The sequence below is a fragment of the Inquilinus ginsengisoli genome, from assembly GCF_050434925.1.
GTDB lineage: Bacteria > Pseudomonadota > Alphaproteobacteria > DSM-16000 > Inquilinaceae > Inquilinus > Inquilinus ginsengisoli_B.
Genome location: NZ_JBNDJK010000001.1, coordinates 4,837,348 through 4,860,366, shown reverse-complemented (window position 1 = coordinate 4,860,366; position 23,019 = coordinate 4,837,348). Strand labels below are relative to the sequence as shown.

Here is a 23,019-nt window from a genome sequence, read left to right as displayed (position 1 = left end):
TTCCGCTATATTAGGAAATAGATTTCGCCGGAAAGAATCCGCTCCACATCCTGGCATGATCGAGTCTAAATAGACTTCGAATCGGTCACGACGTCAGACAGAATCCGGCGAAACCTTTAACGGCTCTCCGGCTTCGCCAGATTTCGCGGCCGTCCGGGGCCCTGCCTTCGGCGGGGCCGCGTCCCGGCCGGGCGAGCGGCGGCCTCCGGGCCCTGCCCCGCGACGGGCACCGACTTCGGACATCGCGTGTGACATGCAAGGGGGACATGGACATGACTGCGACCAACACCGGCACCAACGGCCCTGACATCATCATCGGCACGCCCGGCGACGACACCATCGACGGCGGCAACGGCAATGATGTGGTGAGCGGCGGCGGCGGCGGCGACACCATCGACGGCGGCAATGGCTTCGACGTGATCACCGGCGGCGCCGGCGACGACATCATCGACGGCAGCGAAGGCCTGGACGTTATCGACGGCGGCGCCGATGCCGACTGGTTGCGCGGCGGCAATGGCGGCGACGTCATCACCGGCGGTGAGGGCCGCGACAAGATCGCCGGCGGCAGCGGCGCCGATGCGCTGGATGGCGGCGCCGGCAACGACCTGCTGCGCGGTGGCGCCGGCGCCGACATCCTCAGCGGCGGCGACGGCATCGACATCGCCAGCTATGCCGAAAGCGACGCTGCCGTCTCGATCAACCTGGCGACCCATGTCAACCAGGGCGGCAGCGCCAATGGCGACGTCATCGCCGGCGACATCGAGACCATCCACGGCAGCCGCTTCGGCGACACGCTGACCGGGAACGCCGGCGGCAATATCCTGCGCGGCCTGGGCGGCGACGACACCCTGACCGGGGCCGGCGGCGACGATCGGCTGGTCGGCGGCAATGGCGACGACCGGATCGAAGGCGGCGCCGGCGCCGACACGCTGATCGGCGGCAGCGGCGCCGACCGCTTCGTCTTCGCCGCGGCCGGCGACACCGGCACCGGCCTCGACACCCGCGACGTCATCGCCGACTTCGCCGGCGGCGACAGGATCGACCTGGCCGGGATCGATGCCGACGGCGATGCCGGCAACGGCGACACCGCCTTCAGCTTCATCGGCGGCGCCGCCTTCTCCGGCCAGGCCGGCGAGTTGCGCTTCGATGCCGCCGGCGGCCTCGCCGTGATCGGCGCCGACATCGATGGCGACGGCCAGGCCGACCTGTCGATCGCACTGCTCGGCGGTCATGAGCCGGTCGCCGACGACTTCGTGCTGTAACCCCGGCAACGAGGCGGGACGGAACAAAGCACGGCACCACGGGTTGCCTGACCCGTCCCGTCCTGCCTCGAGTGCCCGATGACCCGCCGCCTTCTGCCGATCGCCCTTGCCGCCGCCCTGCTCGCCGCCGGCTGCACCAATATGAGCCGCGAGGCCCAGGGCACGCTCAGCGGCGCCGGCATCGGCGCGGCCGGCGGTGTCGCCCTGACCGCCCTGACCGGCGGCAGCCTGCTGGCGGGCGGCGTGATCGGCGCCGCGGCCGGCGGCGTCGCCGGCAACCTGAAGAGCAAGGGCTACTGGTGACGATCGGGTCCGGCCGCCTGGCCGGGCCGCTTCCCGATGCAGGGCCAGGGATAGGATCGAACTCCATCCTGCTGAAACCTGCCCTTGACGCGAAGTCCCTCGACGGCGATACAGAAGCCATGTCCGTCATCGCGCCCCGCATGGTTGTCAGATGCAGCCGCATCGCCGTCGGCGGGACGCCCGGACTCTGTGTGCGCTGACCCCGGTCGGCGCTCCGAACCCACGCAGCCCCGCCGGAAACGGACGGGGCTTTTTCTTGGCCGCATTCCCGGCCTGCCGCGCACCCGTCCGCCCTCTTCAGATGGAGTCCGCAGCATGACCCAGAACATCTACGACAACCCCGCCTTCTTCGCCGAATACAGCCGGCTGCGCCGGTCGGTCGAAGGCCTTGACGGCGCCCCGGAATGGCCCTCTTTGCGCGCCCTGGTGCCGGATCTTAAGGGCCGCCGCGTGATCGATCTCGGCTGCGGCTTCGGCTGGTTCTGCCGCTGGGCTCGGCAGGCGGGCGCCGCCGAGGTGCTCGGCCTCGACGTCTCGGAGAACATGCTGGCCCGCGCCCGGGTGACCGACCCGGACGATGCCGTCACCTACCGCCGCGAGGATCTGGAGCGGCTGGCGCTGCCGCCCGCATCCTTCGACCTGGCCTACAGCTCGCTGGCGCTGCACTACATCGCCGACCTGGAGGGGCTGCTGGCGCGGCTGCACCGGGCGCTGGCGCCGGGCGGCCGGCTGGTGGCGTCGGTCGAGCACCCGATCTACTCCGCCCCGTCCGATCCGAAATGGGTGCGGGACGAGGCCGGACGCGATGTCTGGCCGGTCGACCGCTACCTCGACGAAGGGCCGCGCGTCACCGACTGGCTGGCCAAGGGCGTGGTCAAGCGGCACCGCACCATCGGCAGCTATGCCGGGCTGCTGCTGCGGGCCGGCTTCACCCTGTCGCATCTCGAGGAATGGGGCCCGACCGCGGCGCAGATCGCGGAACACCCGGAATACGCCATCGAACGCGAGCGCCCGGCCTTCCTGCTGTTTGCCGCCGACCGCTGAGGGCCTGAGCGAGCCTGACCCGGGCCTGCGATACCCGCTTGACCGATTGTTCTTCCTATGTTCTTCTTGCCCTCACAAGAACACAAGAGGAACATCATGAGCGACTGGACCTTCATCCGCGAGACCGTGACCCTCACCCTGCTGTTCGGCATGTGCTACGGCCTGGCCGTGTTCGGTTACGCCTGGGGACTCTGAGCCCACTCACCCGATCGCGGTCGGCTCCGGCGGCAGGGGCCGGGACTTGCCGTCCGCATCGATCGCGACATAGGTGAAGGTGCCGTCGGTGACCTTGACCACGCTATGGTCAGTGCGCCGCTGCACGAAGGTCTCGATCCGCACCTTCATCGAGCTGCGCCCGTTCGCCACCAGCTCGGCATAGCAGGAGACGGTGTCACCGATCCGCACCGGGGCCAGGAAGCTCATCGCGTCCACCGCCACCGTAGCCGTGCGGCCCCGCGCCCGCTCATGCGCCACCACCGCGCCGGCCAGATCCATCTGCGACAGCAGCCAGCCGCCGAAGATATCGCCGTTCGGATTGGCATCCTTCGGCATGGCGATGGTGCGGAGGGCCGGCATCCCGGATGGCAGCAGCAGAGTGGTCACGGACAGAATCCTAGATTTGGTTACGCAGAAGGCCGGAAGCGTCTATATGATGGAGGCAGCCCGCAATTCCACGAGAAGACCCCGAATCCGGATCATGGCAGATCTGTTCGAGCCCGGCACCAACTCCAACGGCCGCTACACCGCCAGCGACATCGAGGTCCTGGAAGGGCTGGAACCGGTGCGTCGCCGGCCCGGCATGTATATCGGCGGCACCGACGACCGCGCCCTGCACCATCTGGTGGCGGAGGTGCTGGACAACGCCATGGACGAGGCGGTGGCCGGCCACGCCAACACGATCGACCTGTCGCTCGACGCCGACGGCTTCGTCACCGTCCGCGACAACGGCCGCGGCATCCCGGTCGACGACCATCCGAAATACCCCGGCAAGTCGGCGCTGGAGGTGATCCTCACCACGCTGCATTCCGGCGGCAAGTTCTCGAACAAGGTCTATGCCACCTCCGGCGGCCTGCACGGCGTCGGCCTCTCCGTGGTCAACGCCCTGTCGGACGAGCTGCGGATCGAGGTCGCGCGGGATCGGCAGCTCTATCTCCAGCGCTACTCCCGCGGCCTGCCGCTGGGCCCGCTGGAGCGTGGCGGCTCGGTGCAGAACCGGCGCGGCACCACGATCAGCTTCCACCCGGACCCGGAGATCTTCGGCGCCGACGCCCGGATGCAGCCCGGCCGGCTGTACCGCCTGGCCCGGTCCAAGGCCTATCTGTTCCGCGGCGTCGAGATCCGCTGGCGCTGCGACCCCGCGCTGGTCGCCGGCGACGACCGCACCCCGGCCGAGGCGGTGCTGCACTTCCCCGGCGGCCTGTCCGACTACCTCAAGGCGGCGCTGAACGACCGGCCGATGCGGACGCCGACCGCCTTTGCCGGCACCGCCACCTTTCCGGAGGGCGGCGGCCAGATCGAATGGGCCGTGGCCTGGCCAGAGGACGATGACGAGGGCTTCGTCCACACCTATTGCAACACCATCCCGACGCCGCAGGGCGGCACCCATGAACAGGGCCTGCGCAGCGGCCTGCTGCGCAGCCTGCGCGGCTTCGCCGAGCTCGCCAATCACAAGCGCGCCGGCCAGATCACCGCCGACGACATGATGGGCGGCGTGGCGGTGCTGCTGTCGATCTTCATCCCCAACCCGCAGTTCCAGAGCCAGACCAAGGACCGGCTGTCCTCGCCCGAGGCGACCAAGCTGGTCGAGGGCGCGATCAAGGACCATTTCGACCATTGGCTGTCGGCCGACCCGAAATCGGCGGAGGGGCTGCTGGAGTTCCTGACCGAGCGGGCCGAGGAGCGGCTGCGCCGCAAGCAGGCCAAGGAGAACGGGCGCAAGACCCCGACCGCCCGCATCCGCCTGCCCGGCAAGCTTTCCGATTGCAGCCGCAACGCGCCGGAGGGCACGGAGATCTTCCTGGTCGAGGGCGACAGCGCCGGCGGCTCGGCCAAGGCGGCGCGCAGCCGTGAGACCCAGGCGATCCTGCCGCTGCGCGGCAAGATCCTGAACGTCGCCAGCGCCTCGGCCGACAAGCTGGCCGGCAATCAGGAGATCGCCGACCTGACCCTGGCCCTGGGCTGCGGCACCCGCACCCACTATGCCAGCGACAAGCTGCGCTACGAGCGGGTCATCATCATGACCGACGCCGATGTCGACGGCGCCCATATCGCGTCGCTGCTGATGACCTTCTTCTACAAGGAGATGCGCGGCCTGATCGCCGAAGGCCATCTGTTCCTGGCGCAGCCGCCGCTGTACCGGGTGCAGGCCGGCACCACCACCGTCTATTGCCGCGACGACGCGCACAAGGATGAGGTTCTGGCCGGCCAGTTCGCCGGCAAGAAGGTCGAGATCAGCCGCTTCAAGGGCCTCGGCGAGATGATGCCGGCGCAACTGCGCGACACCACCATGGACCCGGCCAAGCGGACGCTGCTGCGGGTCGATCTGGTGGACGATCCGGAGGACGAGATCGACGGCCGCCGCACCGCCGACCTGGTGGAGCAGCTGATGGGCCGCAAGCCGGAGCTGCGGCTGCGCTTCATCCAGCAGAACGCCGACAAGGCGACCGAACTCGACATCTGAGCCTGGGGCATGCGGCCGCAGGTTGTGACCTGCGGCACAAGCCGGGCCGAACGGTCGGCGTAGAACGATGGAGCTCGCCGATTGGCGAGCCCAGCGCAGAGCCCTATCATCGGGACACGCCGCCGCATCGAGAACGGATATGATCCTGCATCGCCTCCCCTCCCTCGCCGCCCTCACTCTTGCCGCCCCGATCCTGGCCAGCTGCGCCAGCGACCGGGTGGTGGTCGACGACATCGGCATCCGCTATTCCCGGGCCGAGTTCTCGGCCGCCGCGGACGGCCGTGACCTGCGCACCGTGATCCAGGGCAACCCCTTCGGCACGCCGGGCTTCGACCAGGCGGTGCTCGGGGTCATGAACCGGACCTATGTCGGGCCGAAGACCAATTTCACCGGCACCCCCGGCCCGACGGCCAAGCGCGACTATTTCGTCTCGGTGGTGTTCAACCCGTCCCCGGACGTCACGCCCTTCGCACTGTGCAACAGCGCCCCGATCCCGACCGCACCGCCGAACCCGGGCCCGATCACCGCCCGGGCCGCCTTCTGCATCACCGGCGGCGAGGCCACGGCCGTCACCGGCTATGTCAGCAACGTCAAGGGGCCGGACGACCCGAATTTCGTCAGCATGATCCAGCACATGATGCTGGCGATGTTCCCGTACTGATCGTGTGGGGGCGCCGGCCGGCCCGGCGTCCCTCCCCGCGAGATCTGAAGAGGAAGCGCCATGAAGCTGCCCCGACGCGCCCTCGCATTCGCCGTCGCCGCGCTGGCGCTGGCCGCCTGCTCCGGGCCGCGGATCGTGCGCAGCGATCTCGGCATGATGTATTCGACCGGCGAGCTGTTCGCTGCCGCCGACGGCCGCGACCTGCGCACCGTGATCCAGGGCAACCTCTTCGGCACGCCGGGTTTCGACCAGCGGGTGACCGAGATCATGACCGGCACCTATATCGGGCCGCGCACCCGCTTCACCACCACGCCGGGGCCGACCGAGAACCGCAACTATTCCGTCTCCGTGGTGTTCAACGCCCAGCCCGCGGTGAACCCGTTCAATCTGTGCGACAGGAAGACCTGGACCACGGCGCCGGCGATGCGGCCGATCGTGGTGCGCGCCGCCTTCTGTATCCTCGGCCGCGAGCAGTCGGCCGTGACGGGCTATCTCGCCCAGGCGACCGGGCTGGACGACCCGAACTTCACCGCTTTGGTCCACGACCTCACCGTCCAGCTCTTCCCCTATGTCCTGCCTGTGCCCTTCGGCCGGCCGGATTTCCCCTAGAACATGATTTGGGTTGAATCGCGCCGGTCCGTCCGGGCTGGAGAATGATGCCGGACGGGCTCCGCGCGATCGCTTCGGCGTGATCCGATCACGCATCATCCCGTTGTTAACACATTGTTCTCTTGTATTAATTTGCGATCTTGTTCATGCTGTGTTCTATGGACACCGCGCAGACCGATTCGAACTCGGAAGCCCCGGCCGCTCCGGCGGCAGAGGGGGATCTGCGCGTGCTGGCGGAGCTGGTCGAGCTCCAGATGTCGATCGCCCGGGCGACGCAGCGGGAAGCGCTGCACGTGCCACAGCCCGGCGCCGACTATTGCCAGCGGATCGCCACGGTCGCGCGCTCGGTGCGGCTGACCCTGCTGCTCAAGGACAAGCTGTCCCGGCAGGTCGACGAGCGTCGCAAGGCCGCGGCGAAGCGCGAGGCGGCGCAGGAGGACTTCCACGATCTGCGGGTGAAGCTGGCGATGCTGGCGGCGGCCTACGAGGTGTCGAAGGACAATGAGGAGATCCAGCGCCGCGTCGCCGAGGTGCGCGAGCAGCTGGAGCGGCCGGAGGTGGTGGAGCTGATCGAAGCCAGCCGGACCCCGGTCGCGGTGGCGGCCTTGTGCCGGCGCTGGGGCTTGCCGGTGCGGGTGGAGCGCTGGCTGGAGATGGCCGACGAGGCCATGGAGCAGCTGGGCTTCATCCCGTCGAAGGATGGCGAGGACGATCCGCCTGCGGACCCGCCCAAGCCTCGCCCGACCTCCGGCCGCAAGCCCAGGCCGCCGGACACCGGGTAGGCTCCTACGAACTCACCCACTTCACCAACCTTCAGCATCCGCAAGCGCAGCCTTCCACTCTCCCCCCCTTGCGGGAGGGGTTGGGGAGGGGTCTGCGCGCGTCCGCGCGCGAATGCGCGGAGGCCAGGCCTCGCCGTCATGGCCGAGGCGTCAGGGTTCAGGCTGGCATTGACGGCGCCAAACCCCTCCCCCTAGCCCCCTTCCGCGAGGGGCTAGCGTGAGCACACATCTTTCAGTTGCCAGGTGGCCGAGGCTGAGCGAGGGCGAAGCCGATGGCGATAGCGTCGAAGCGTTGGAAGCCGTTGTGCATGGTAATGGGTCCTGGGGGACGCTCGGAGGCATACCCCTTCCAGCCTCCGAGGCGAGCGATCAGCCAGGAGGCCCAGGCGAGGGTTTCGGGCGGGAACGGGTTTTTCTGCTTCAGGGTCTTGCCTTCGAGGGATCGGACCAAGGCCTTCAGGACAGGCATGTCGGCTGGTCGGAACACTCGCGCGGCCGGGATGAGGGCGCCGGCCTGTCCGCGGGCGTGGACGCATTGCATGACGCGGATGGCGGCGATCAAGGCGGTGGCGGCGAGGTTCTCAAGGGCATCGCCATCGGCGATGAAGCTGTCCTCGATGGCGATGCCCCGGGATTTGAGGGTGCGGAACACCTGCTCGACGATCCAGCGCCGGCGGTAGAGCTCGACCACGGCGACGGCCTGGTCGAGGGTGGTCACGACATGGCTGGTGTAGAGCCGCCAGAGGATCGGTGTCTGGCCGGGCGGCGGGTCGATCTCGCTGACCTCGACCAGGTTGAGGGTGAGGTCGCGCGGGTCTTTGGGATCGGCGCCGGTGGCGGGCTGGCGCAGACGGACGGAGCCGAAGCGGACCGCCAGGGAGACATGGCGCGCCGGGCGGCCGGGCCGGGCGTCGAGGTCGAAGCCGATCCGCCCGGCCTCGGGCCAGGCGGCGACGGTGTCGTGCAGGCGCGGCCGCTTGCGCCCCTGGCCGGCGAGCGCCCGGTCATGATGGCAGCGCACCAGCAGATGGGTGTGCAGACCATCGGGGCCGGCCTCGGGAAGGCGGGCGAAGAGTTCGTAGATGTCGGCTTCGCGGTCGGCGACGACGGTGGCCAGCGGGGTCTCGGCCAAGACGGCGCGGGCGGTCCTGACGGTCGCGATCCAGCGGTGGCTTTCCTTGGTTTCGATGGGCTGCGCCTGATAGTCCTCGGCCTTGGCCTTGTGGCGCCGCCAAAGGGTCGCTCCGGCCAGCCCCAGCAGGGTGCCGTCGGCGGCATCGACGGCGATGGCGGGATGGACGAACAGGCCGACGTCGCGGCCGTTGCCGACCCGCCCGAGGCCGCGCTTGCGGCCGGCCTTGCCCTCGAAGTTGATCTCGGACGTGTCCTCGATCAGCAGGACGTGCCGGCCGGCAGCCGCCACCGCGGTCTGCGCCGCGGCGGTGGCGACGATCTCGGCCGCAGTCACCTTGGGATTGCGGAAGAACCGCGTGGTCGCGACCATTTCGGCGCGGTTGTCGGCGAGTTGGCGCATGGTCGCGGTGAGGCGCATGCAAAGGCGCTCCAGGATCCACCCCCCCTTTGCTCCAGGCGGTGGTCCCTGAAGTATCCCAGCCCCTCGCTCGCCATCGCCGACCCCTCCCGAATCAACAACAGCAGGGATAGAATCACAGACGATTCAGAGCGTTCAAGCCCCCACCTCCAGCCAGCACAACGCCTCGCCTGCTGCAACAAAAAGATGTGTGCGCACGCTAGCCGCGAGGGGAGAGGGAGGATAGAAGGGCTGGATCGGCTCGGACGGGGCGGCATTCTGAAAAGGCCTCGCCATTTGTCGAGGCCAGGCCCCGCCCCTGCCCGCCGACGCCGGCGACGCTCGACATCGGCCCCCGCCTGGATGCACTGACCCGACCTCGCTTCGGTCCGCTCTAACCCTCCAGCCGCCCGAGCCAGGCGGTCAGCGCGGCGTTGACCACCTCCGGCTGCTCCATGGTCGAGAGGTGGCCGCTGTCCTCGATCACGACGAGATCGGCGCCGGGGATCAGCCCGGCCATCTCCTGCGACACCGGCAGCGGCGTCAGCTCGTCCTGCCGGCCGCACACCACCACCGCCGGGCAGCCGATGCGCGGCAGGTCCGGCCGGCTGTCCGGCCGCCCCAGGATCGCGGTCTGCTGCCGAAGGAAGGCGTCACGGCCGATCCGCGCGGCCATCGCCATCACCCGCCCGGTCAGCACCGGATCCTCGAGCCGGGCGGGATGCAGCAGCAGCGGCAGCAGCCGCGGCGTCACCCCCTTGAACTTGCCGGTCCGGGCCAGCGCGATCAGGCCGCGCCGGCGGCGGCTCTGCTCCTCCGTGTCCGACCGGGCCGAGGTGTCGAGCAGCGCCAGCCCGGCCACCCGCTCCGGCGCCCGGCGCATGATCTCGAGCGCGACATAGCCGCCCATCGACAGCCCGGCCAAGGCGAAGCGCGGCGGCGCCGCTTCCAGGGCGGCCTCGGCAAGCCCGGCCACCGAGTCGCTGCCGGTCAGACTGGCCACCGCCACCGGCCGTCCGGCCGAGAAGGCATTGAGCTGCGCCGTCCACAGGTCGGCGTCGCACAAGAGGCCGGGCAGGAACAGGACCGGCAGGGTCATCGCAGGAAGGCGCTGACTTTGCGGAACTCGTCGGTCGCGGCCTCGCCCAGCCATTCGAAGCAGACCATCTCGGCGGTCACGATCTCGATGCCGCCCTGCACCAGCCGCAGTTCCGCCACCGCCGTGCTGCGCGGCGCCCGCGCCGTGGTGGCGTCGATCGCCACCACCGGCCGGAAGCCGGCATCGTGCAGGTCGAAGGCGGTCTGCAGCACGCAGACATGGCTCTCCAGCCCGCAGATCACGATGGTGCGACGGCCGATGCCCTCGAGATGGTCCAGCAGCGCCGGCTCGCCCACCGCGGAGAACCGGACCTTCGGCACCACCGGCGCGTCGGGCGCCAGCGCCACCAGGTCGGGCAGCGTCGGGCCCAGCCCCTTCGGATACTGCTCGGCGAACAGCACCGGCACGTCGAGCGCCACGGCGCTGCGGACCAGCGTCTCGATTCCCTTCCGCGCCGCCGCGAAATCATGCATCGCCGGCACCAGCTTCTCCTGCACGTCGACCACCAGGAGGACGCCATCATTCCGGTCGAGCAGCATTCGTCACCTCGCTTCATTCATCGCCGCGGCCGCATGACTCGCGCCGCGCTAGGGTGAGCCATGCCCGCATGTCTCGATAGTTTCAATTGACTTGACGAGGGTTTTTCCCATTTAAAGGGCCTGCGGCGGGCCGCTCGGCGCGCCCCCATTAGTAAAGATTCCTGTACGATGCTCTTTTCGGATCTTGGGCTGAAGCCCGAAATCCTGCGCGCCGTGGACGATGTCGGCTACACCACGCCGACCCCGATCCAGGCCCAGGCCATACCTTACGTGTTGATGGGCCGCGACGTCCTCGGCATCGCGCAGACCGGTACCGGCAAGACCGCCGGCTTCACCCTGCCGATGCTGGAGATCCTCGCTTCCGGCCGGGCTCGGGCGCGCATGCCGCGCTCGCTGATCCTGGAGCCGACTCGCGAGCTGGCCGCCCAGGTGGCCGAAAATTTCGAGCTGTACGGCAAGTACGAGAAGCTGTCCTACGCCCTCCTGATCGGCGGCGAGAGCTTCGAGGACCAGATCAAGAAGCTGGACCGCGGCGTCGACGTGCTGATCGCCACGCCCGGCCGCATGCTCGACCTGTTCGAGCGCGGCAAGGTCCTGCTGGCCGACGTCAAGATCCTGGTGATCGACGAGGCCGACCGCATGCTCGACATGGGCTTCATCCCGGACATCGAGCGTATCGTCGGCCTGCTGCCGCCGCTGCGGCAGACCCTGTTCTTCTCGGCCACCATGCCGCCGGAGATCCGGCGCCTGTCGGAGGCCTTCCTCAGCAACCCGAAGCAGATCTCGGTGGCGCCGCCGGCGACCACCGGCGAGTTGCTCGAGCAGAACATCGTCATCGTCGAGGCCGAGGACAAGCGCAAGGCGCTGCGTCACCTGCTGCGGGCGGAGGACGTCAAGAGCGCCTTCGTGTTCTGCAACCGCAAGCGCGACGTCTCGGTGGTGTTCAAATCGCTGCAGAGCCACGGCTTCAACGCCGCGCAGATGCATGGCGACCTGGTCCAGTCGATGCGTAACGAGACGCTGGACCGGTTTCGGCGTGGCGAGATCACCACGCTGGTGTGCAGCGATGTCGCCGCCCGCGGCCTCGATGTCAGCGACATCGGCCACGTCTTCAACTTCGACGTGCCGATCCATGCCGACGACTATGTCCACCGCGTCGGGCGCACCGGCCGGGCCGGCAAGACCGGCAAGGCCTATTCGATAGCGACGCCCGAAGAGGGCCGCTTCGTCAAGGCGATCGAAGGCCTGATCAAGAAGCAGATCCCCGTGCTGGTGCTGCCCGAGATCGGGATCGAGGGCTTCCTGTCCGAGGACGAAATCAAGCAGCGCGGCAAGGCCCGCCGGCGCGGCGAGCGTGCCGAGGCACCGAAGCGCAGAGGCCGCGACTCGGCGCCCGAACCGCGCCGTACGGAAGAGCCCCAGGCTGTCGCCGAGGAGGTCCGCGCTCCGGTCGAGGACCGGCCGCGCCGTGGCAGGCCGCGCCCCGCCGCCCCCCGTCAGGCCGACTCCCGTCGCGACGAGCTGCACCAGGCGGAGCCCGCTCCGGTCGCATCCCACCGCGGCGAAGACCGTCCACGGTCGGTGCCGGACCGTCCGCGCCGCGACGATCGCAGCGAGGATCGGGGCCGCGATCGGCGCCATTCGCCGCGCGAAGATCACGACGATACGCCGGTGCTCGGCCTCGGCGACCACGTCCCGGCCTTCCTGCTGCGCCCCGTGCCGCAGCGCAAGCGCAGTGCGGCGGAGGTCACTGAAACCGCCGCCTAGGTTCGCACTGCCGTGACCGGCGTTGACTTCGCCCCTTCGCTTTCGGCACAAGGGGCGACAGCTCGCGTCGGAGCATGGAAGCGGCAGTGAAGCGAATCAATCGGTTATCGACCTTTCTCGGCGCCGTTTCCGTGACCGCTATGCTCACGTCGATCGGCGCCTCCGCCCAGGACCAGGGCCAGCAGCAGCCGGCCACACCGGCCGCGGAGCAGCAGACGCAGCCTGCCGCACCGGCCGCGGAGATACCCTCGCGGCCCGATACGCCGGCCGGGCAGCAGCAGCCCCCGGTGATCAGCGCCGATGAGCTGATCTACGACCAGACCCTCGGTCTCGTCACCGCCCGCGGCAAGGTCGAGATTCACCAGAATCACCAGATCGTCCGGGCCGACCAGGTCACCTACAACCAGAAGACCCAGGTGGTCGCCGCCAGCGGCCACGTCACCATGGTGCAGCCGGGCGGCGAGGTCCTGTTCGGCGACTATGCCGAGCTGACCGACGACCTGAAGGACGGCTTCATCCAGCAGGTGTCGCTGATCCTGTCCGACAATTCGCGCATGGTCGGCAACAGCGCGGTGCGCGAGCGCGGCGAGATCACCACCATCGACCGCGCCGTCTATTCGCCCTGCAACCTGTGCAAGGACGATCCCACGGCGCCGCCGCTGTGGCAGATCCGCGCCGTGCGGGTGACCAACGACGCGGTGGCGAAGGACATCATCTACCACGACGCCTTCATCGACCTGTTCGGCGTGCCGCTGTTCTACACGCCGTATTTCTCGATGCCCGACCCCTCGGTCGACCGGCGTCAGGGCTTCCTGTTCCCGACCTTCGGCGCGACCTCAGATGTCGGGCCGTTCTTCGGGCTGCAGTACTATTTCGACATCTCGCCGGACCAGGACGCCACGGTCGGCACCATGGTCACGCGCGATGCCGGCACGCTGTTCAGCGGCGAGTACCGCAAGCGCTTCGACAAGGGCCTCGTCACCCTCAACGGCAGCATCAACCAGAGCGGCTACGACAAGATCCTGAACGACAATTCAGGCTTCAACGGCAGCAACCTGAACTTCCGCTCGCAACAGGTCCGCTGGCACCTCTTCGGCTCCGCCCGCTACGACTTCGACCAGAATTGGCGGTTCGGGACCGATATCCAGCGCACCTCGGACCGGACCTATCTCGACAACTTCGGCATCTCCGGCTCCGACGTGCTGCAGAGCCGCGCCTATGCCGAGGGCTTCTACGGACTGAGCTACATCTCGGTCGAGGCGCTGGACTGGCAGGACCTGCGCACCCCCGGCACCGGGATCGGCAGCAAGGGCTTCTCGCCCACCATCCTGCCCTGGGCCCAGGCCAACTACGTCAGCGAGCCGAACACCGTGTTCGGCGGCCAATGGTTCGTCAACGCCAGCGCCATCAGCCTGCTGCGCGACTATGATCCGGTGACCAGCGATCCTACCCGCGGCCTCGACACCCGCCGCCTGTCCAGCCAGGTCGGCTGGCAGCGCGACTTCTACACCGACAGCGGCATCGTGCTGAACGCACGCGGCTATCTGCGCGGCGACCTGTACCAGTCGAGCGACATGCCGGACGGGACCAAGGTGGTCGATGGCGGGCCCGACGAGGTGCTGACCCGGGACGCCAGCGCCGCCCGGCTCTTCCCGGTCGCCACGCTGACCGCGCGCTACCCCTTCGTCGGCCAGATCGGCACCTACCAGCAGCTGCTGGAGCCGATCGTCAGCTTCAGCGTCGCGCCGGAGATCAGCAACGGCAACAAGATCCCGAACAACGACAGCGCCGACATCGAGTTCGACGAGATCAACCTGTTCAGCGAGAATCGCTTCCCCGGCCTCGACCGGGTCGAGGGCGGCCAGCACGTCTCCTACGGCTTCCGCTACGGCCTCTACGCGCCGGACGGCGCCAACGCCACCTTCTTCCTGGGCCAGAGCTACCGGTTCGAGAAGGATGACGACTTCCCGGAGAGCTCCGGCCTGCGCGACAAGGTGTCGGATTATGTCGGCCGCGTCACCCTGCATCCGGCGCCGTATCTGAACCTCGACTGGCGGTTCCGGCTGGACAAGGACAATTTCTACAGCCGCCGGCAATTCGTCCAGGCCAGCACGACTCCCTTGGACTGGCTGAACCTGAACGTCAACTACAGCCTGCTGGACGACAAGGGCCCGGACGACGACGGCAACATCTTCAACCAGCAGCAGCTCGGCGCCGGCGGCACCGCCAAGGTCTCGGACTACTGGTCGGTGTCGACCGGGATGACCTACGACATCCAGAACATGCGGCCGTTTACCTACAATGTCGGCGCGCAGTACCAGGACGAATGCTTCACCTTCGGCGTCACCGCGCAACGCCGGTTCACCACCGCAGAGGATCAGAAGGAGGGCTATTCCTTCTTCCTGACGCTGAGTCTGAAGAATCTCGGCGAGGTGCCGGTGAAGCTGAGCGGCGAGCAGAGCCGCGCCGCGGGCACTTAGCGTCCCTGCTCCGGTGTCGCGATGCGGGTCCAGGGCAGGACATAGCCGATCCCGTCACGCTCGCCGCGCTGCACTTCCACCGCATAGGCGCGGCGCAGATGGTCGTCGATCAGCACCGCGTCCGGCGCGCCGTCGGCCAGCACGCGGCCGTCCTGCAGCAGCACCAGCCGGTCGCAGAACCGGCCGGCCAGCGCCAGGTCGTGCAGCACCACCAGCACGCCCGCCCCGGCCCGCGCCCGGGCCTGCAGCAGCTCCATGATCTGCAGCTGGTGAAACGGGGTCCAGCGCCGCCACCGGCTCGTCAGCGAACAGCATCGGTGCCTCGACCGCCAGCGCCCGGGCGAACAGCACCCGCATCCGCTCGCCGGCCGACAACGTGGCGACCGTGCGCAGCCGCAGATGCGCCGCATCCGCCGCTTCGAGGGCCCGCGCTACCGCGTCGTGATCCGTCGCCGACATGCCGCCCAGCGCCCGGCGATGCGGCAGCCGCCCCAGCGCCACCAGATGATCGGCCCGCAGCGGCCACTGCACCTCGTCGCCCTGCATCAGCACCGCCAGGGCCCGCGCCAGCCGGTCGTGACCGAGCTGTCGTGCCGCCAGGCCGTCATAACTTACCGTTCCCGAATCCGGCACCTGCAGCGCGGCCAGCACGCGCAGCAGCGTGGTCTTGCCGGCACCGTTCGGCCCGATCAGCCCGACCAGCTCGCCCGGCCCTAGCGCCAGATCGATCCCGGCGAGCACCGGGCGGCCGCCGAGCGCGAGGTGGAGCCCTGTGGCATCGATCCGCATCAGGCGCTCCGCCGCAGCCGCCAGATCAGGCTGAACAGGAAGGGCGCGCCGATCACCGCGGTGACGACGCCCAGCTTCAGCTCCGGCTGCACCCGCACCAGCCGCAGCCCGATGTCGGCCAGCAGCAGCAACACCGAACCGCCAAGGCCACTGACCAGCAGCAGCAGCCCCGGCCGGTGCCCGACCAGCGGCCGCAGCAGATGCGGCACCACCAGGCCGACGAAGCCGATCGCCCCGGTCACCGCCACGGCGCTGCCGACCGCCAGCGCCGTGCCGGCGATCAGCTGCAACCGCAGCCGGCCGAGGTCGAAGCCCAGGCTGGACGCGGTGTCCTCGCCCAGGGTCAGCGCATCCAGCGCCCGCGCCCCGGCCAGGATCAGGGCCCAGCCGATCGCCATCGGCGGCAGCACCAGCCAGACATGCTGCAGGCTGCGGTCGGCCAGCGATCCCATCAGCCAGAACACGATCTCCAGCGCCGCATAGGGGTTCGGCGACAGGTTCAGCGCCAGCGCGGTCAGGGCGCCGGCAGCGCTGCTGATGGCGACGCCGGCCAGGATCACCGTCATGGTGCCGGCGCCGCGCCGGGCCAGGGCCAGCAGCATCAGCGTCGCCAGCACCGCCCCGGCGATGCCGCCCAGCGGCAGAGCCAAAGCGAAGCTGCCGGCGAGGCCGGTGTAGAATACCAGCACGGCGCCGAGCGCCGCCGCGGCCGAGACGCCGATCACCCCCGGCTCGGCCAGTGGGTTGCGCAGCAGCCCCTGCATCGCGGCGCCGCCGAGACCGAGGCTGAACCCGACCAGCAGGCCCAGCAGCGCCCGCGGCAGCCGCAGCTCCAGCAGCACCAGCACCGGCAGGCTCTGCCGCCCGGCCAGCAGGTCGCCGGCCGCGGATGCGAGGTCCAGCGGCGCGTAGCCGATGGCGATCGACCCTGCCAAGCAGGCCAGAGCGGCCAGGGCGAGGCCGGCGACCAGGACCGCGTAGGGCGGCGCCGCGGCTTGGCGGGGTGTGGCGCCCAAGGTCACGGCCCCTCCTCCGCCCCGCGGGCGGCGGCGGCGATCAGGGCGGCGGCGTCAGCCACCTCCGGACCGCCGCAGGTCCACAGGCGTGCCGGCACCCGGACCAGGCGCAGCTCCGGCAGCGCGGACAGGATCGGATGGTCCAGCATCGCCTCGCCCAGCGACGGCGCCCGGTTCTCCGGCTGGTTCAGGATCAAGAGGCGTACCCCGGACAGCGCCACGCGCTCCAGCGGGATCTCACCATAATTCTCCAACCCCTGCTCGGCGGCGAAGTTGCGCACGCCGGCCCGGCGCAGGATCTCGTCGACCAGCGAGCCGCGACCGGCGGTGAAGCCGTTCGGGCGCAGCACCACCGCCAACGGCGGCGATGCCGGGCTGCGGATGGCCGCCAGCCGCTCGTCCATCGCCGCGATCATCCGCTCACCCCGCTCTGCCTGGCCCAGCGCCAACGCCACCTGGCGAATCTGGGCGCGGACGGCGTCCAGGTCCTTCGGCACGCCGAGCTCCAGGATCGGCATGTTCAGGCGGCGCAGCAGCGCCACCGTGCGGCGGGCGGTAAAGGCGCCGACCACGACCAGATCCGGCCGCAGTGCCGCCACCTCCTCCGCCTGCCCGTGATTGACCGGCACCGCGGCCGCCTCGGCCGCCACCACCGAATTCTCCGGGTCGCGCGCCAGCCAGCTCACCGACTGCACATCGGCACGGTCGGCAAGGCGCAGCACCAGCGCATCGGCGCAGAGGTTGAGCGAGACGACTCGATGCGGCCGGGCCATCGCGGGCATGGCTGCGAGGGCGATCACCAGAAGGAGCAGGACGGATCGGATCAGCCGCAAATCCAGGCCCCGGAATTGAACCTCGCTCTGCCCCGCGGCAGGGGCGACGCATTGCGGCGACGCTAGTGGGGCGCCGGCCGGGCGGTCAACAGCGCATCGAGGCCGAGCGCGGCGGCGTTGGCGCCGGAATCGGCGTAGGGCGGCAGCCGGTCCTCCTCGCGCAGCTGGCTGTCGCAGATCGCCACCATCCGCGGCACCCAGCGGACGACATGGTCGACCAAGGCCCGCACCGCCGGCACCAGGCCGCGGCGCGAGGCGAACACCGCCTGCACCTCGCCCTCCGGCACGCGCCAGTCCCACAGCACATGCTGCAGCAGTCCGGCCTCGATCGCCGGCCGGCAGATGTAGTCCGGCAGCAGCGCGGCGCCGAGCCCGTCGATCGCGGCCTGGCGCAGGGTGAACATGTCGTCGCTGGCCAGCCGCGGCACATGCGGCACCGATTGCGGCGCCCCCGCCGCGTCGAGCAGGGTCCAGACATGGCGGCCGTCGGCATGGTGCAGGTCGAGCGTGCCGAGCCGGATCAGGTCGACCGGCTCCATCGGGCGGCCGATGCGGTCCAGCAGCGCCGGGGCGGCGACCACCACGGCCCGGGTCTGGGACAGCACCCGCACCACGACGTCGGAGGGCTCGGTCGGCGGCCTGCGCACGCGGAAGGCCAGATCGACCCGCTCGTCGATCACGTCGACGCGGCGGCCGGTCAGCTCCATGGCGATGCGCACCGCCGGATGGGCGGCCAGGAAGCTGTTGATCAGCGGCGCGATCATGGTCTGCGCCAGGATTTGCGGGCAGGTGACGCGGATCAGCCCGCTCGGCTCCGACCGCGCCTGCGCCACCGCCTGCTCTGCCGCCTCGGCCTCGGCCAGCATGGTCTCGCAGTGGCGCAAGAAGGTCTCGCCGACATCGGTCAGCGACAGCCGGCGGGTAGAGCGCTGCAGCAGCCGGACGCCCAGCCCTTCCTCCAGCGCCGCGATCCGGCGGCTGAGCCGCGACTTGGGCAGGCCCAGCGCCCGGCCGGCGGCGGTGAAGCCGCCCAGCTGCGCCACCTTGGCGAAGAGGCGGAGGTCGTTGAGGTCGAGCATGGCCGTCACCCGGAATGAATTGTCTCACAGATAGAACGATCCATCGTGAAAATCCAGACTACAGGCGGATTGCCTCCATCCGTACATGCAATGGCACTGTCATTCGCACCCATGGAGGGGTCCATGAAGATTCTGCAGATCGATTCCAGCCCGCTCGGCGACGCCTCGGTATCGCGCCAACTGACGAAGGCGACCGTCGAGGCCTGGCGCGCCCGCTACCCGCAGGCCGAGCTAGTGTACCGCGACCTCGTCGCCGACGCGCCGGAGCACCTGACCGCCGAGCGCCTGGCGGTGATCAAGTTCGGCAAGGACAGCGAGCTGACGCCGGTTCAGGCCGAGGAACGGGCGCTGATCGACGCGATCGTCGGGGAGTTCCTGTCGGCCGATGTCGTGGTGATCGGCGCGCCGATGTACAATTTTGCGGTCCCGACCCAGCTGAAGGCCTGGATCGACCGGCTGGCCCAGGCCGGCCGCACCTTCCGCTACACCGAAACCGGCCCGGTCGGCCTGGCCGGCGGCCGGAAGGTGATCGTCGCCTCCTCGCGCGGCGGCATCTACACCGCGGGCCTGGAGGCGCTGGACCACCAGGAGGCCTATCTGCGCACCATCCTCGGCTTCATCGGCGTCACCGACATCGACTTCGTCCGCGCCGAGGGCCTGGGCTACGGGCCGGAGCACCGCGACCGCGCCGTCGCCGAGGCGCACCAGCAGGCCAAGGCGTCGCCAGGCTTGGCCGTCGCGGCCTGAGGCACCACCCCTGCCTGCAACGCAACGAGGCGAGCTTAGGCCCGCCTCGCCGCTTTGCTCGGAGCCATCTACCCCTTCCTGTCAAGCCTGGCGATGACAGGAAAATGGGTGGCGCCCGTTCAATCCTCAGGCCTCAGCGCATTACCGGCATGGTGAACTCGGCGCCGCCCTTGATGCCGGTTGGCCAGCGCTCGGTCACCGTCTTCAGCTTGGTGTAGAAGCGCACTCCGTCCGGCCCGTACATGCCGAGGTCGCCGAAGGCCGAGCGCTTCCAGCCGCCGAAGCTGTGGAACGCCATCGGCACCGGGATCGGCACGTTGACGCCGACCATGCCGACATTGCAGTTGCTGACGAAGGTCCGCGCCGCGTCGCCGTCGCGGGTGAAGATGGCGGTGCCGTTGCCGTATTCGTGCTTGTTCACGAGGTCCAGCGCGGTCGCGAAATCCGGCGTCCGCACCACCGACAGCACCGGGCCAAAGATCTCCTCCTGGTAGATCCTCATGTTCGGCTCGACATTGTCGAACAGGCAGCCGCCGACGAAATAGCCGTTCTCGTAGCCCTGCAGCTTCAGGCCGCGGCCGTCGACCACCAGCTTAGCGCCCTCCTGGACCCCGATGTCGACATAGCCGCGCACCTTGTCGTAGTGCTGCCTGGTCACCAGCGGCCCCAGCTCGGCCTCGGGGTCGGTGCCGGGGCCGACCTTCAGCGCCCGCACCTTCGGCTCCAGCTTGGCGATCAGCTTGTCGCCGACATCCCCGACCGCGACCGCCACCGAGATCGCCATGCAGCGCTCGCCGGCCGAGCCGTAGCCCGCGCCCATCAGCGCGTCGACCGCCTTGTCCAGGTCGGCGTCCGGCATCACCACCATGTGGTTCTTGGCGCCGCACAGCGCCTGCACCCGCTTCCCGTGGGCCGCCGCGGTCGCATAGATGTACTCGCCGATCGCGGTCGAGCCGACGAAGCTGACCGCCGCGACGCCCGGATGGGTCAGCAGCGTGTCGACCGCGACCTTGTCGCCATGCACCACGTTCAGTACGCCCGGAGGTGCGCCGGCCTCGAGCAGCTTGGCGGCCAGCCAGTTGGCGGCGGACGGATCCTTCTCCGACGGCTTCAGCACGAAGGTGTTGCCGCAGGCGATGGCGACCGAGAACATCCACAGCGGCACCATCACCGGGAAGTTGAACGGCGTGATGCCGGCGCAGACGCCGACCGGCTGGCGGATCGAGAAGCTGTCGATCTCGCGCCCGACATTCTCGCTGAACTCGCCCTTCAAGAGATGCGGGATGCCGCAGGCGAACTCGACCACTTCGAGGCCGCGCTGGATTGAGCCCTTGGCGTCGGACAGCACCTTGCCGTGCTCCGCCGTCACCAGCCGCGCCAGTTCCTCGATGTTCTCCTCGATCAGCTGCTTAAAGCGGAACATGACGCGGGCGCGGATCACCGTCGGCGTCGCCGCCCAGCCGGGCAGCGCCTTGCGGGCGGAGTCGATGGCGGCGGCGACCTCCTCGGCCGAGGCGAAGTCGACGCGGCCCGAGACCTCGCCGGTTGCCGGGTTGCACACGTCCCCGGCCCGGCCGCTGCGGCCGGGCGCGGCCTTGCCGTCGATGAAGTGATGGATCGAATCCACGCTGCGCTCCTCCAGAATTCTCTCTCGTCGACAGGTCGGACAGCCCACCGATTTGCCGCGCCCGTTGCGACGGGCTTGGCGGCCGGGGGCTCGCTGTCGTAACAGTCGGGCCATGCTACGGCGGCGGCGTCCGCCGGCAAAGGGTCAGGATAGGGTTCATGGGTCTCGGTCTCTACGATCCGGAGAGTCGCTACCGGCGGCGCGTCTGGGGCGCGATCATCCGCGTCTTCTTCTCGATCACCGTGCTGGTGGTGGTGGCGGCCTTCGCCTACCAGATCGGGGTCGAGCGGACTCGCGGCCAGATCGCGACGCTGCAAGGCCAGGTCGGCACGCTGTCCCAGGACAAGACTGGGCTGGAGCAGGATCGGGTGCGGCTGCAGGCGGCGGCGCAGACGGCACAGATCCAGTACCGCGAGCTGATGGCCCGATTCGAGCGCGAGGTGCCGACCGGCACCTATCGCGAGCTGGCCGATAAGGTGGCGCAGCGGCTGCAGACCGGGCTCGACCCGCAGCGCCTGGCCTTCTACATCGACCAGGCTGCGGCGCCGCGCGACTGTAAGCCGGGCGAGAGCAAGCGCTTCATCCTGCCGACCCAGAACGCCGCCGGATCCAACAGCTCGGTCGCCTTCGCCAACAACACCATCGCCGTGACCGGCCGCGGCGAAAGCGCGGTGGACGACAACGGCAAGGCGCAGTCCTGGTTCGACCCGGCCAAGAGCGTGACCGTCAACTTCCGCGGCATCGACGGCAAGCAGGCCACCGCCACCGGCGTGCTGCCGCTGTTCCAGACCATCGTGGCCGGCGACAAGGAGTACCGCTTCAGCCTGGTCGAGGGCGAGCGCAGCTTCGTCCGCGTCACCAACGAGGTCTGCGCCTTCCCCTGACCTCGAGGGGCCGGCTTCAGACGGCCTTCGCCCGATCCAGCAATGCCCGGCCGGCGTCGACGTAGAACCGCTGGTGCACCGCTGCATGCTGGGCGGCGGCATGCAGGTCGCGCAGCCGCCGCTGCAGGGGCGAGCTGTCATACAGCGCGGCGCCGCCGGCCAGGGCGAAGCAGGTGTCGGCGGCGTGGACGCAGGTGCTGGCGATCCAGATCCCGGCCTGTGTGCCCTCGGCGTGCAGGGCATCGTCCTTCAGCGTGCCGGCCAGGGCATGGCGCCAGTGGCTCTCCACCTGCGCCCGGTGATAGGCCCGCGCCGCCCCCACCTCGGCGGCGATGCGGCCGAGGTCGCTATGGAACACCTCCGAATCGCGCATCGGCACCGGCGCGCGCAGCTGCTGCCGGCCGGTGCCGGCGAGCGCGATCAGCTCAGCCAGCGCGGCCTCCGCCATGCCGACGCTGAAGGCGCCATGCAGCAGCGGCAGCAGTTGCCGCACCGCTTGGTACAGCGGGCCCGGCACGCAGGGTCGGCCATCCAGGAAGTCGAAGAACTGCTCCTCCGGCACCAGCGCGTCCTGCAGTGACACGTGGTGGCTACCGGTGCCCCTGAGCCCGGCGACATGCCAGGTGTCCTCGATCCGCCAGTCACGCGCCGGCAGCACGAAGCCGCGGATCAGCGGCGGCCCGGCCTCGCCGCCCCGCCCGGGGATCGGCCGCCCGTCGCGGATCATGACGCAGAAGCCGAGGATCCAGTCGGCGTGCTGGCAGCCGCTGGCGAAGGGCCAGCGGCCGCTGACCCGCCAGCCGCCGCCCGGCGCCGGCTCGGCCGTGCCGACGGGCGCGATCGAGCCGGCGCAGATCACATCCGGTCCGTCCCGGAGGATGCGGTCGTAGGTCTCGCCCGGCAGCAGTGGCAGGAACAGGCCGGAGGCGCCGCCGATCATCGCGTCCCAGCCGACCGAGCCGTCGATCCGGCTGAGCGCGGTGATGACATCCAGCGCCTTCGGCAGTTCCAATTCCAGGCCGCCATGGCTGCGGGGCGTGAAGATGCGGAAGACGCCGATCGACCGCAGCGTCTCCACCAGCTCCGGCGGAATTCGGCGCGCGTCCTCGAACTCCGCCGCCTGCGCGGTGATCTCCGGGGCTAGGTCGCGGATGTCGGCGAGCATCCGCTCGACCGCAGCGGCAGAGGCGAGACCGAAGGGGTTGGCGTCTCGAAGCGAGATCTGGGACCGCATGGCCGTCTCCCGGGTTGTTGACCCTTCGACGCTGCGGCGCACGGGTTGCGGCG

General features: G+C 69.7%; 21 protein-coding genes and 1 pseudogene. 11 read left to right on the top strand and 11 right to left on the bottom strand.

The features are described from left to right. Positions 1 to 272 precede the first annotated feature (272 nt). From QFZ27_RS23210 to QFZ27_RS23200, 3 genes are all read left to right on the top strand, one after another. Complete coding sequence (locus QFZ27_RS23210; protein WP_429228836.1) at positions 273 to 1,262, top strand: calcium-binding protein; 990 nt, start codon at positions 273 to 275, stop codon at positions 1,260 to 1,262. Positions 1,263 to 1,340: 78 nt separating this feature from the next. After that, positions 1,341 to 1,565 (top strand): YMGG-like glycine zipper-containing protein, encoded by a 225-nt coding sequence (locus tag QFZ27_RS23205; RefSeq protein ID WP_225766854.1) that lies wholly within the window; start codon positions 1,341 to 1,343, stop codon positions 1,563 to 1,565. 315 nt (positions 1,566 to 1,880) lie between these two features. Further along, the gene (locus tag QFZ27_RS23200; protein ID WP_429228833.1) at positions 1,881 to 2,609 is read left to right on the top strand and encodes a class I SAM-dependent methyltransferase; all 729 of its coding nucleotides are present in this window, start codon (positions 1,881 to 1,883) and stop codon (positions 2,607 to 2,609) included. Between the two features lie 201 nt (positions 2,610 to 2,810). Here the strand turns inward: QFZ27_RS23200 and QFZ27_RS23195 are convergent, their stop codons facing one another. Then, positions 2,811 to 3,212, bottom strand: a complete 402-nt coding sequence (locus QFZ27_RS23195; RefSeq protein WP_342241551.1) for an acyl-CoA thioesterase — start codon at positions 3,210 to 3,212, stop codon at positions 2,811 to 2,813. Between the two features lie 94 nt (positions 3,213 to 3,306). Here QFZ27_RS23195 and parE point away from each other — a divergent pair, with 94 nt between their 5' ends. The 4 genes from parE (at position 3,307) to QFZ27_RS23175 (ending at position 7,341) form a co-directional block, all read left to right on the top strand. Then, on the top strand, positions 3,307 to 5,289 hold the full coding sequence (gene parE / locus QFZ27_RS23190; RefSeq protein WP_429228831.1) for a DNA topoisomerase IV subunit B: 1,983 nt from the start codon (positions 3,307 to 3,309) through the stop codon (positions 5,287 to 5,289). 139 nt (positions 5,290 to 5,428) lie between these two features. Next, entirely contained in the window at positions 5,429 to 5,950 is a 522-nt protein-coding gene (locus QFZ27_RS23185) for a hypothetical protein (RefSeq protein WP_429228829.1), read from the top strand. 60 nt (positions 5,951 to 6,010) lie between these two features. Beyond that, positions 6,011 to 6,559: a hypothetical protein gene (locus QFZ27_RS23180; protein ID WP_429228828.1), complete on the top strand. Its 549-nt coding sequence runs from the start codon at positions 6,011 to 6,013 to the stop codon at positions 6,557 to 6,559. Positions 6,560 to 6,705: 146 nt separating this feature from the next. Continuing rightward, positions 6,706 to 7,341, top strand: a complete 636-nt coding sequence (locus QFZ27_RS23175) for a hypothetical protein (protein ID WP_429228827.1) — start codon at positions 6,706 to 6,708, stop codon at positions 7,339 to 7,341. A gap of 232 nt (positions 7,342 to 7,573) precedes the next feature. On the opposite strand, the gene QFZ27_RS23170 is transcribed toward QFZ27_RS23175, so the two are convergent. From QFZ27_RS23170 to QFZ27_RS23160, 3 genes are all read right to left on the bottom strand, one after another. Continuing rightward, positions 7,574 to 8,893 (bottom strand): IS4 family transposase, encoded by a 1,320-nt coding sequence (locus QFZ27_RS23170; RefSeq protein WP_429225272.1) that lies wholly within the window; start codon positions 8,891 to 8,893, stop codon positions 7,574 to 7,576. Between the two features lie 373 nt (positions 8,894 to 9,266). After that, positions 9,267 to 9,971 carry an alpha/beta fold hydrolase gene (locus QFZ27_RS23165; RefSeq protein WP_429228825.1) on the bottom strand — a complete coding sequence of 235 codons (705 nt, stop codon included), beginning with the start codon at positions 9,969 to 9,971 and terminating at the stop codon, positions 9,267 to 9,269. Then, a complete protein-coding gene (locus QFZ27_RS23160) occupies positions 9,968 to 10,510 on the bottom strand; it encodes an isochorismatase family protein (protein ID WP_429228823.1) in 543 nt (180 codons plus the stop codon). The genes QFZ27_RS23165 and QFZ27_RS23160 overlap by 4 nt, the downstream gene beginning before the upstream one ends. A 168-nt stretch (positions 10,511 to 10,678) precedes the next feature. On the opposite strand from QFZ27_RS23160, the gene QFZ27_RS23155 reads away from it, so the two are divergent. Both QFZ27_RS23155 and QFZ27_RS23150 read left to right on the top strand, forming a co-directional pair. Then, a complete protein-coding gene (locus tag QFZ27_RS23155) occupies positions 10,679 to 12,277 on the top strand; it encodes a DEAD/DEAH box helicase (RefSeq protein WP_429228821.1) in 1,599 nt (532 codons plus the stop codon). A 140-nt stretch (positions 12,278 to 12,417) separates the two neighbouring features. Further along, complete coding sequence (locus QFZ27_RS23150; RefSeq protein WP_429232484.1) at positions 12,418 to 14,757, top strand: LPS-assembly protein LptD; 2,340 nt, start codon at positions 12,418 to 12,420, stop codon at positions 14,755 to 14,757. On the opposite strand, the gene QFZ27_RS23145 is transcribed toward QFZ27_RS23150, so the two are convergent. From QFZ27_RS23145 to QFZ27_RS23125, 5 genes and pseudogenes are all read right to left on the bottom strand, one after another. Beyond that, the gene (locus tag QFZ27_RS23145; protein ID WP_429232544.1) at positions 14,754 to 15,014 is read right to left on the bottom strand and encodes an ATP-binding cassette domain-containing protein; all 261 of its coding nucleotides are present in this window, start codon (positions 15,012 to 15,014) and stop codon (positions 14,754 to 14,756) included. The two genes, QFZ27_RS23150 and QFZ27_RS23145, sit on opposite strands and share 4 nt — an antisense overlap. A gap of 91 nt (positions 15,015 to 15,105) precedes the next feature. Beyond that, positions 15,106 to 15,546: pseudogene (locus QFZ27_RS23140) on the bottom strand (ATP-binding cassette domain-containing protein); the annotation flags it as partial. Further along, positions 15,546 to 16,562, bottom strand: a complete 1,017-nt coding sequence (locus QFZ27_RS23135) for a FecCD family ABC transporter permease (protein ID WP_429232483.1) — start codon at positions 16,560 to 16,562, stop codon at positions 15,546 to 15,548. The gene QFZ27_RS23135 and the pseudogene QFZ27_RS23140, both read right to left, overlap by 1 nt. A gap of 2 nt (positions 16,563 to 16,564) precedes the next feature. Then, positions 16,565 to 17,395, bottom strand: coding sequence for an ABC transporter substrate-binding protein (locus QFZ27_RS23130; RefSeq protein ID WP_429228819.1), 831 nt, complete (start codon positions 17,393 to 17,395; stop codon positions 16,565 to 16,567). 62 nt (positions 17,396 to 17,457) lie between these two features. Next, on the bottom strand, positions 17,458 to 18,474 hold the full coding sequence (locus tag QFZ27_RS23125) for a LysR substrate-binding domain-containing protein (protein WP_429228818.1): 1,017 nt from the start codon (positions 18,472 to 18,474) through the stop codon (positions 17,458 to 17,460). A gap of 123 nt (positions 18,475 to 18,597) precedes the next feature. Here QFZ27_RS23125 and QFZ27_RS23120 point away from each other — a divergent pair, with 123 nt between their 5' ends. Then, the gene (locus tag QFZ27_RS23120) at positions 18,598 to 19,221 is read left to right on the top strand and encodes an FMN-dependent NADH-azoreductase (protein ID WP_429228817.1); all 624 of its coding nucleotides are present in this window, start codon (positions 18,598 to 18,600) and stop codon (positions 19,219 to 19,221) included. Between the two features lie 133 nt (positions 19,222 to 19,354). Here QFZ27_RS23120 and QFZ27_RS23115 read toward each other — a convergent pair whose 3' ends face one another. Continuing rightward, positions 19,355 to 20,848: a CoA-acylating methylmalonate-semialdehyde dehydrogenase gene (locus QFZ27_RS23115; protein WP_429228815.1), complete on the bottom strand. Its 1,494-nt coding sequence runs from the start codon at positions 20,846 to 20,848 to the stop codon at positions 19,355 to 19,357. Between the two features lie 158 nt (positions 20,849 to 21,006). Between QFZ27_RS23115 and QFZ27_RS23110 the strand changes: the two genes are divergently transcribed. After that, positions 21,007 to 21,732 carry a hypothetical protein gene (locus QFZ27_RS23110; RefSeq protein ID WP_429228814.1) on the top strand — a complete coding sequence of 242 codons (726 nt, stop codon included), beginning with the start codon at positions 21,007 to 21,009 and terminating at the stop codon, positions 21,730 to 21,732. A gap of 16 nt (positions 21,733 to 21,748) precedes the next feature. Here the strand turns inward: QFZ27_RS23110 and QFZ27_RS23105 are convergent, their stop codons facing one another. Continuing rightward, positions 21,749 to 22,966 (bottom strand): acyl-CoA dehydrogenase family protein, encoded by a 1,218-nt coding sequence (locus tag QFZ27_RS23105; RefSeq protein WP_429228812.1) that lies wholly within the window; start codon positions 22,964 to 22,966, stop codon positions 21,749 to 21,751. Positions 22,967 to 23,019: the final 53 nt, after the last annotated feature.

Bases quoted from the DNA above. Each gene is read 5' to 3' on its own strand.
- QFZ27_RS23210 (WP_429228836.1), top strand. From the start codon at position 273: ATGACTGCGACCAACACCGGCACCAACGGCCCTGACATCATCATCGGC.
- QFZ27_RS23205 (WP_225766854.1), top strand. From the start codon at position 1,341: ATGACCCGCCGCCTTCTGCCGATCGCCCTTGCCGCCGCCCTGCTCGCC.
- QFZ27_RS23200 (WP_429228833.1), top strand. From the start codon at position 1,881: ATGACCCAGAACATCTACGACAACCCCGCCTTCTTCGCCGAATACAGC.
- parE (WP_429228831.1), top strand. From the start codon at position 3,307: ATGGCAGATCTGTTCGAGCCCGGCACCAACTCCAACGGCCGCTACACC.
- QFZ27_RS23185 (WP_429228829.1), top strand. From the start codon at position 5,429: ATGATCCTGCATCGCCTCCCCTCCCTCGCCGCCCTCACTCTTGCCGCC.
- QFZ27_RS23180 (WP_429228828.1), top strand. From the start codon at position 6,011: ATGAAGCTGCCCCGACGCGCCCTCGCATTCGCCGTCGCCGCGCTGGCG.
- QFZ27_RS23175 (WP_429228827.1), top strand. From the start codon at position 6,706: ATGCTGTGTTCTATGGACACCGCGCAGACCGATTCGAACTCGGAAGCC.
- QFZ27_RS23170 (WP_429225272.1), bottom strand. From the start codon at position 8,893: ATGCGCCTCACCGCGACCATGCGCCAACTCGCCGACAACCGCGCCGAA.
- QFZ27_RS23165 (WP_429228825.1), bottom strand. From the start codon at position 9,971: ATGACCCTGCCGGTCCTGTTCCTGCCCGGCCTCTTGTGCGACGCCGAC.
- QFZ27_RS23160 (WP_429228823.1), bottom strand. From the start codon at position 10,510: ATGCTGCTCGACCGGAATGATGGCGTCCTCCTGGTGGTCGACGTGCAG.
- QFZ27_RS23155 (WP_429228821.1), top strand. From the start codon at position 10,679: ATGCTCTTTTCGGATCTTGGGCTGAAGCCCGAAATCCTGCGCGCCGTG.
- QFZ27_RS23150 (WP_429232484.1), top strand. From the start codon at position 12,418: ATGCTCACGTCGATCGGCGCCTCCGCCCAGGACCAGGGCCAGCAGCAG.
- QFZ27_RS23145 (WP_429232544.1), bottom strand. From the start codon at position 15,014: ATGGAGCTGCTGCAGGCCCGGGCGCGGGCCGGGGCGGGCGTGCTGGTG.
- QFZ27_RS23125 (WP_429228818.1), bottom strand. From the start codon at position 18,474: ATGCTCGACCTCAACGACCTCCGCCTCTTCGCCAAGGTGGCGCAGCTG.
- QFZ27_RS23120 (WP_429228817.1), top strand. From the start codon at position 18,598: ATGAAGATTCTGCAGATCGATTCCAGCCCGCTCGGCGACGCCTCGGTA.
- QFZ27_RS23110 (WP_429228814.1), top strand. From the start codon at position 21,007: ATGGGTCTCGGTCTCTACGATCCGGAGAGTCGCTACCGGCGGCGCGTC.
- QFZ27_RS23105 (WP_429228812.1), bottom strand. From the start codon at position 22,966: ATGCGGTCCCAGATCTCGCTTCGAGACGCCAACCCCTTCGGTCTCGCC.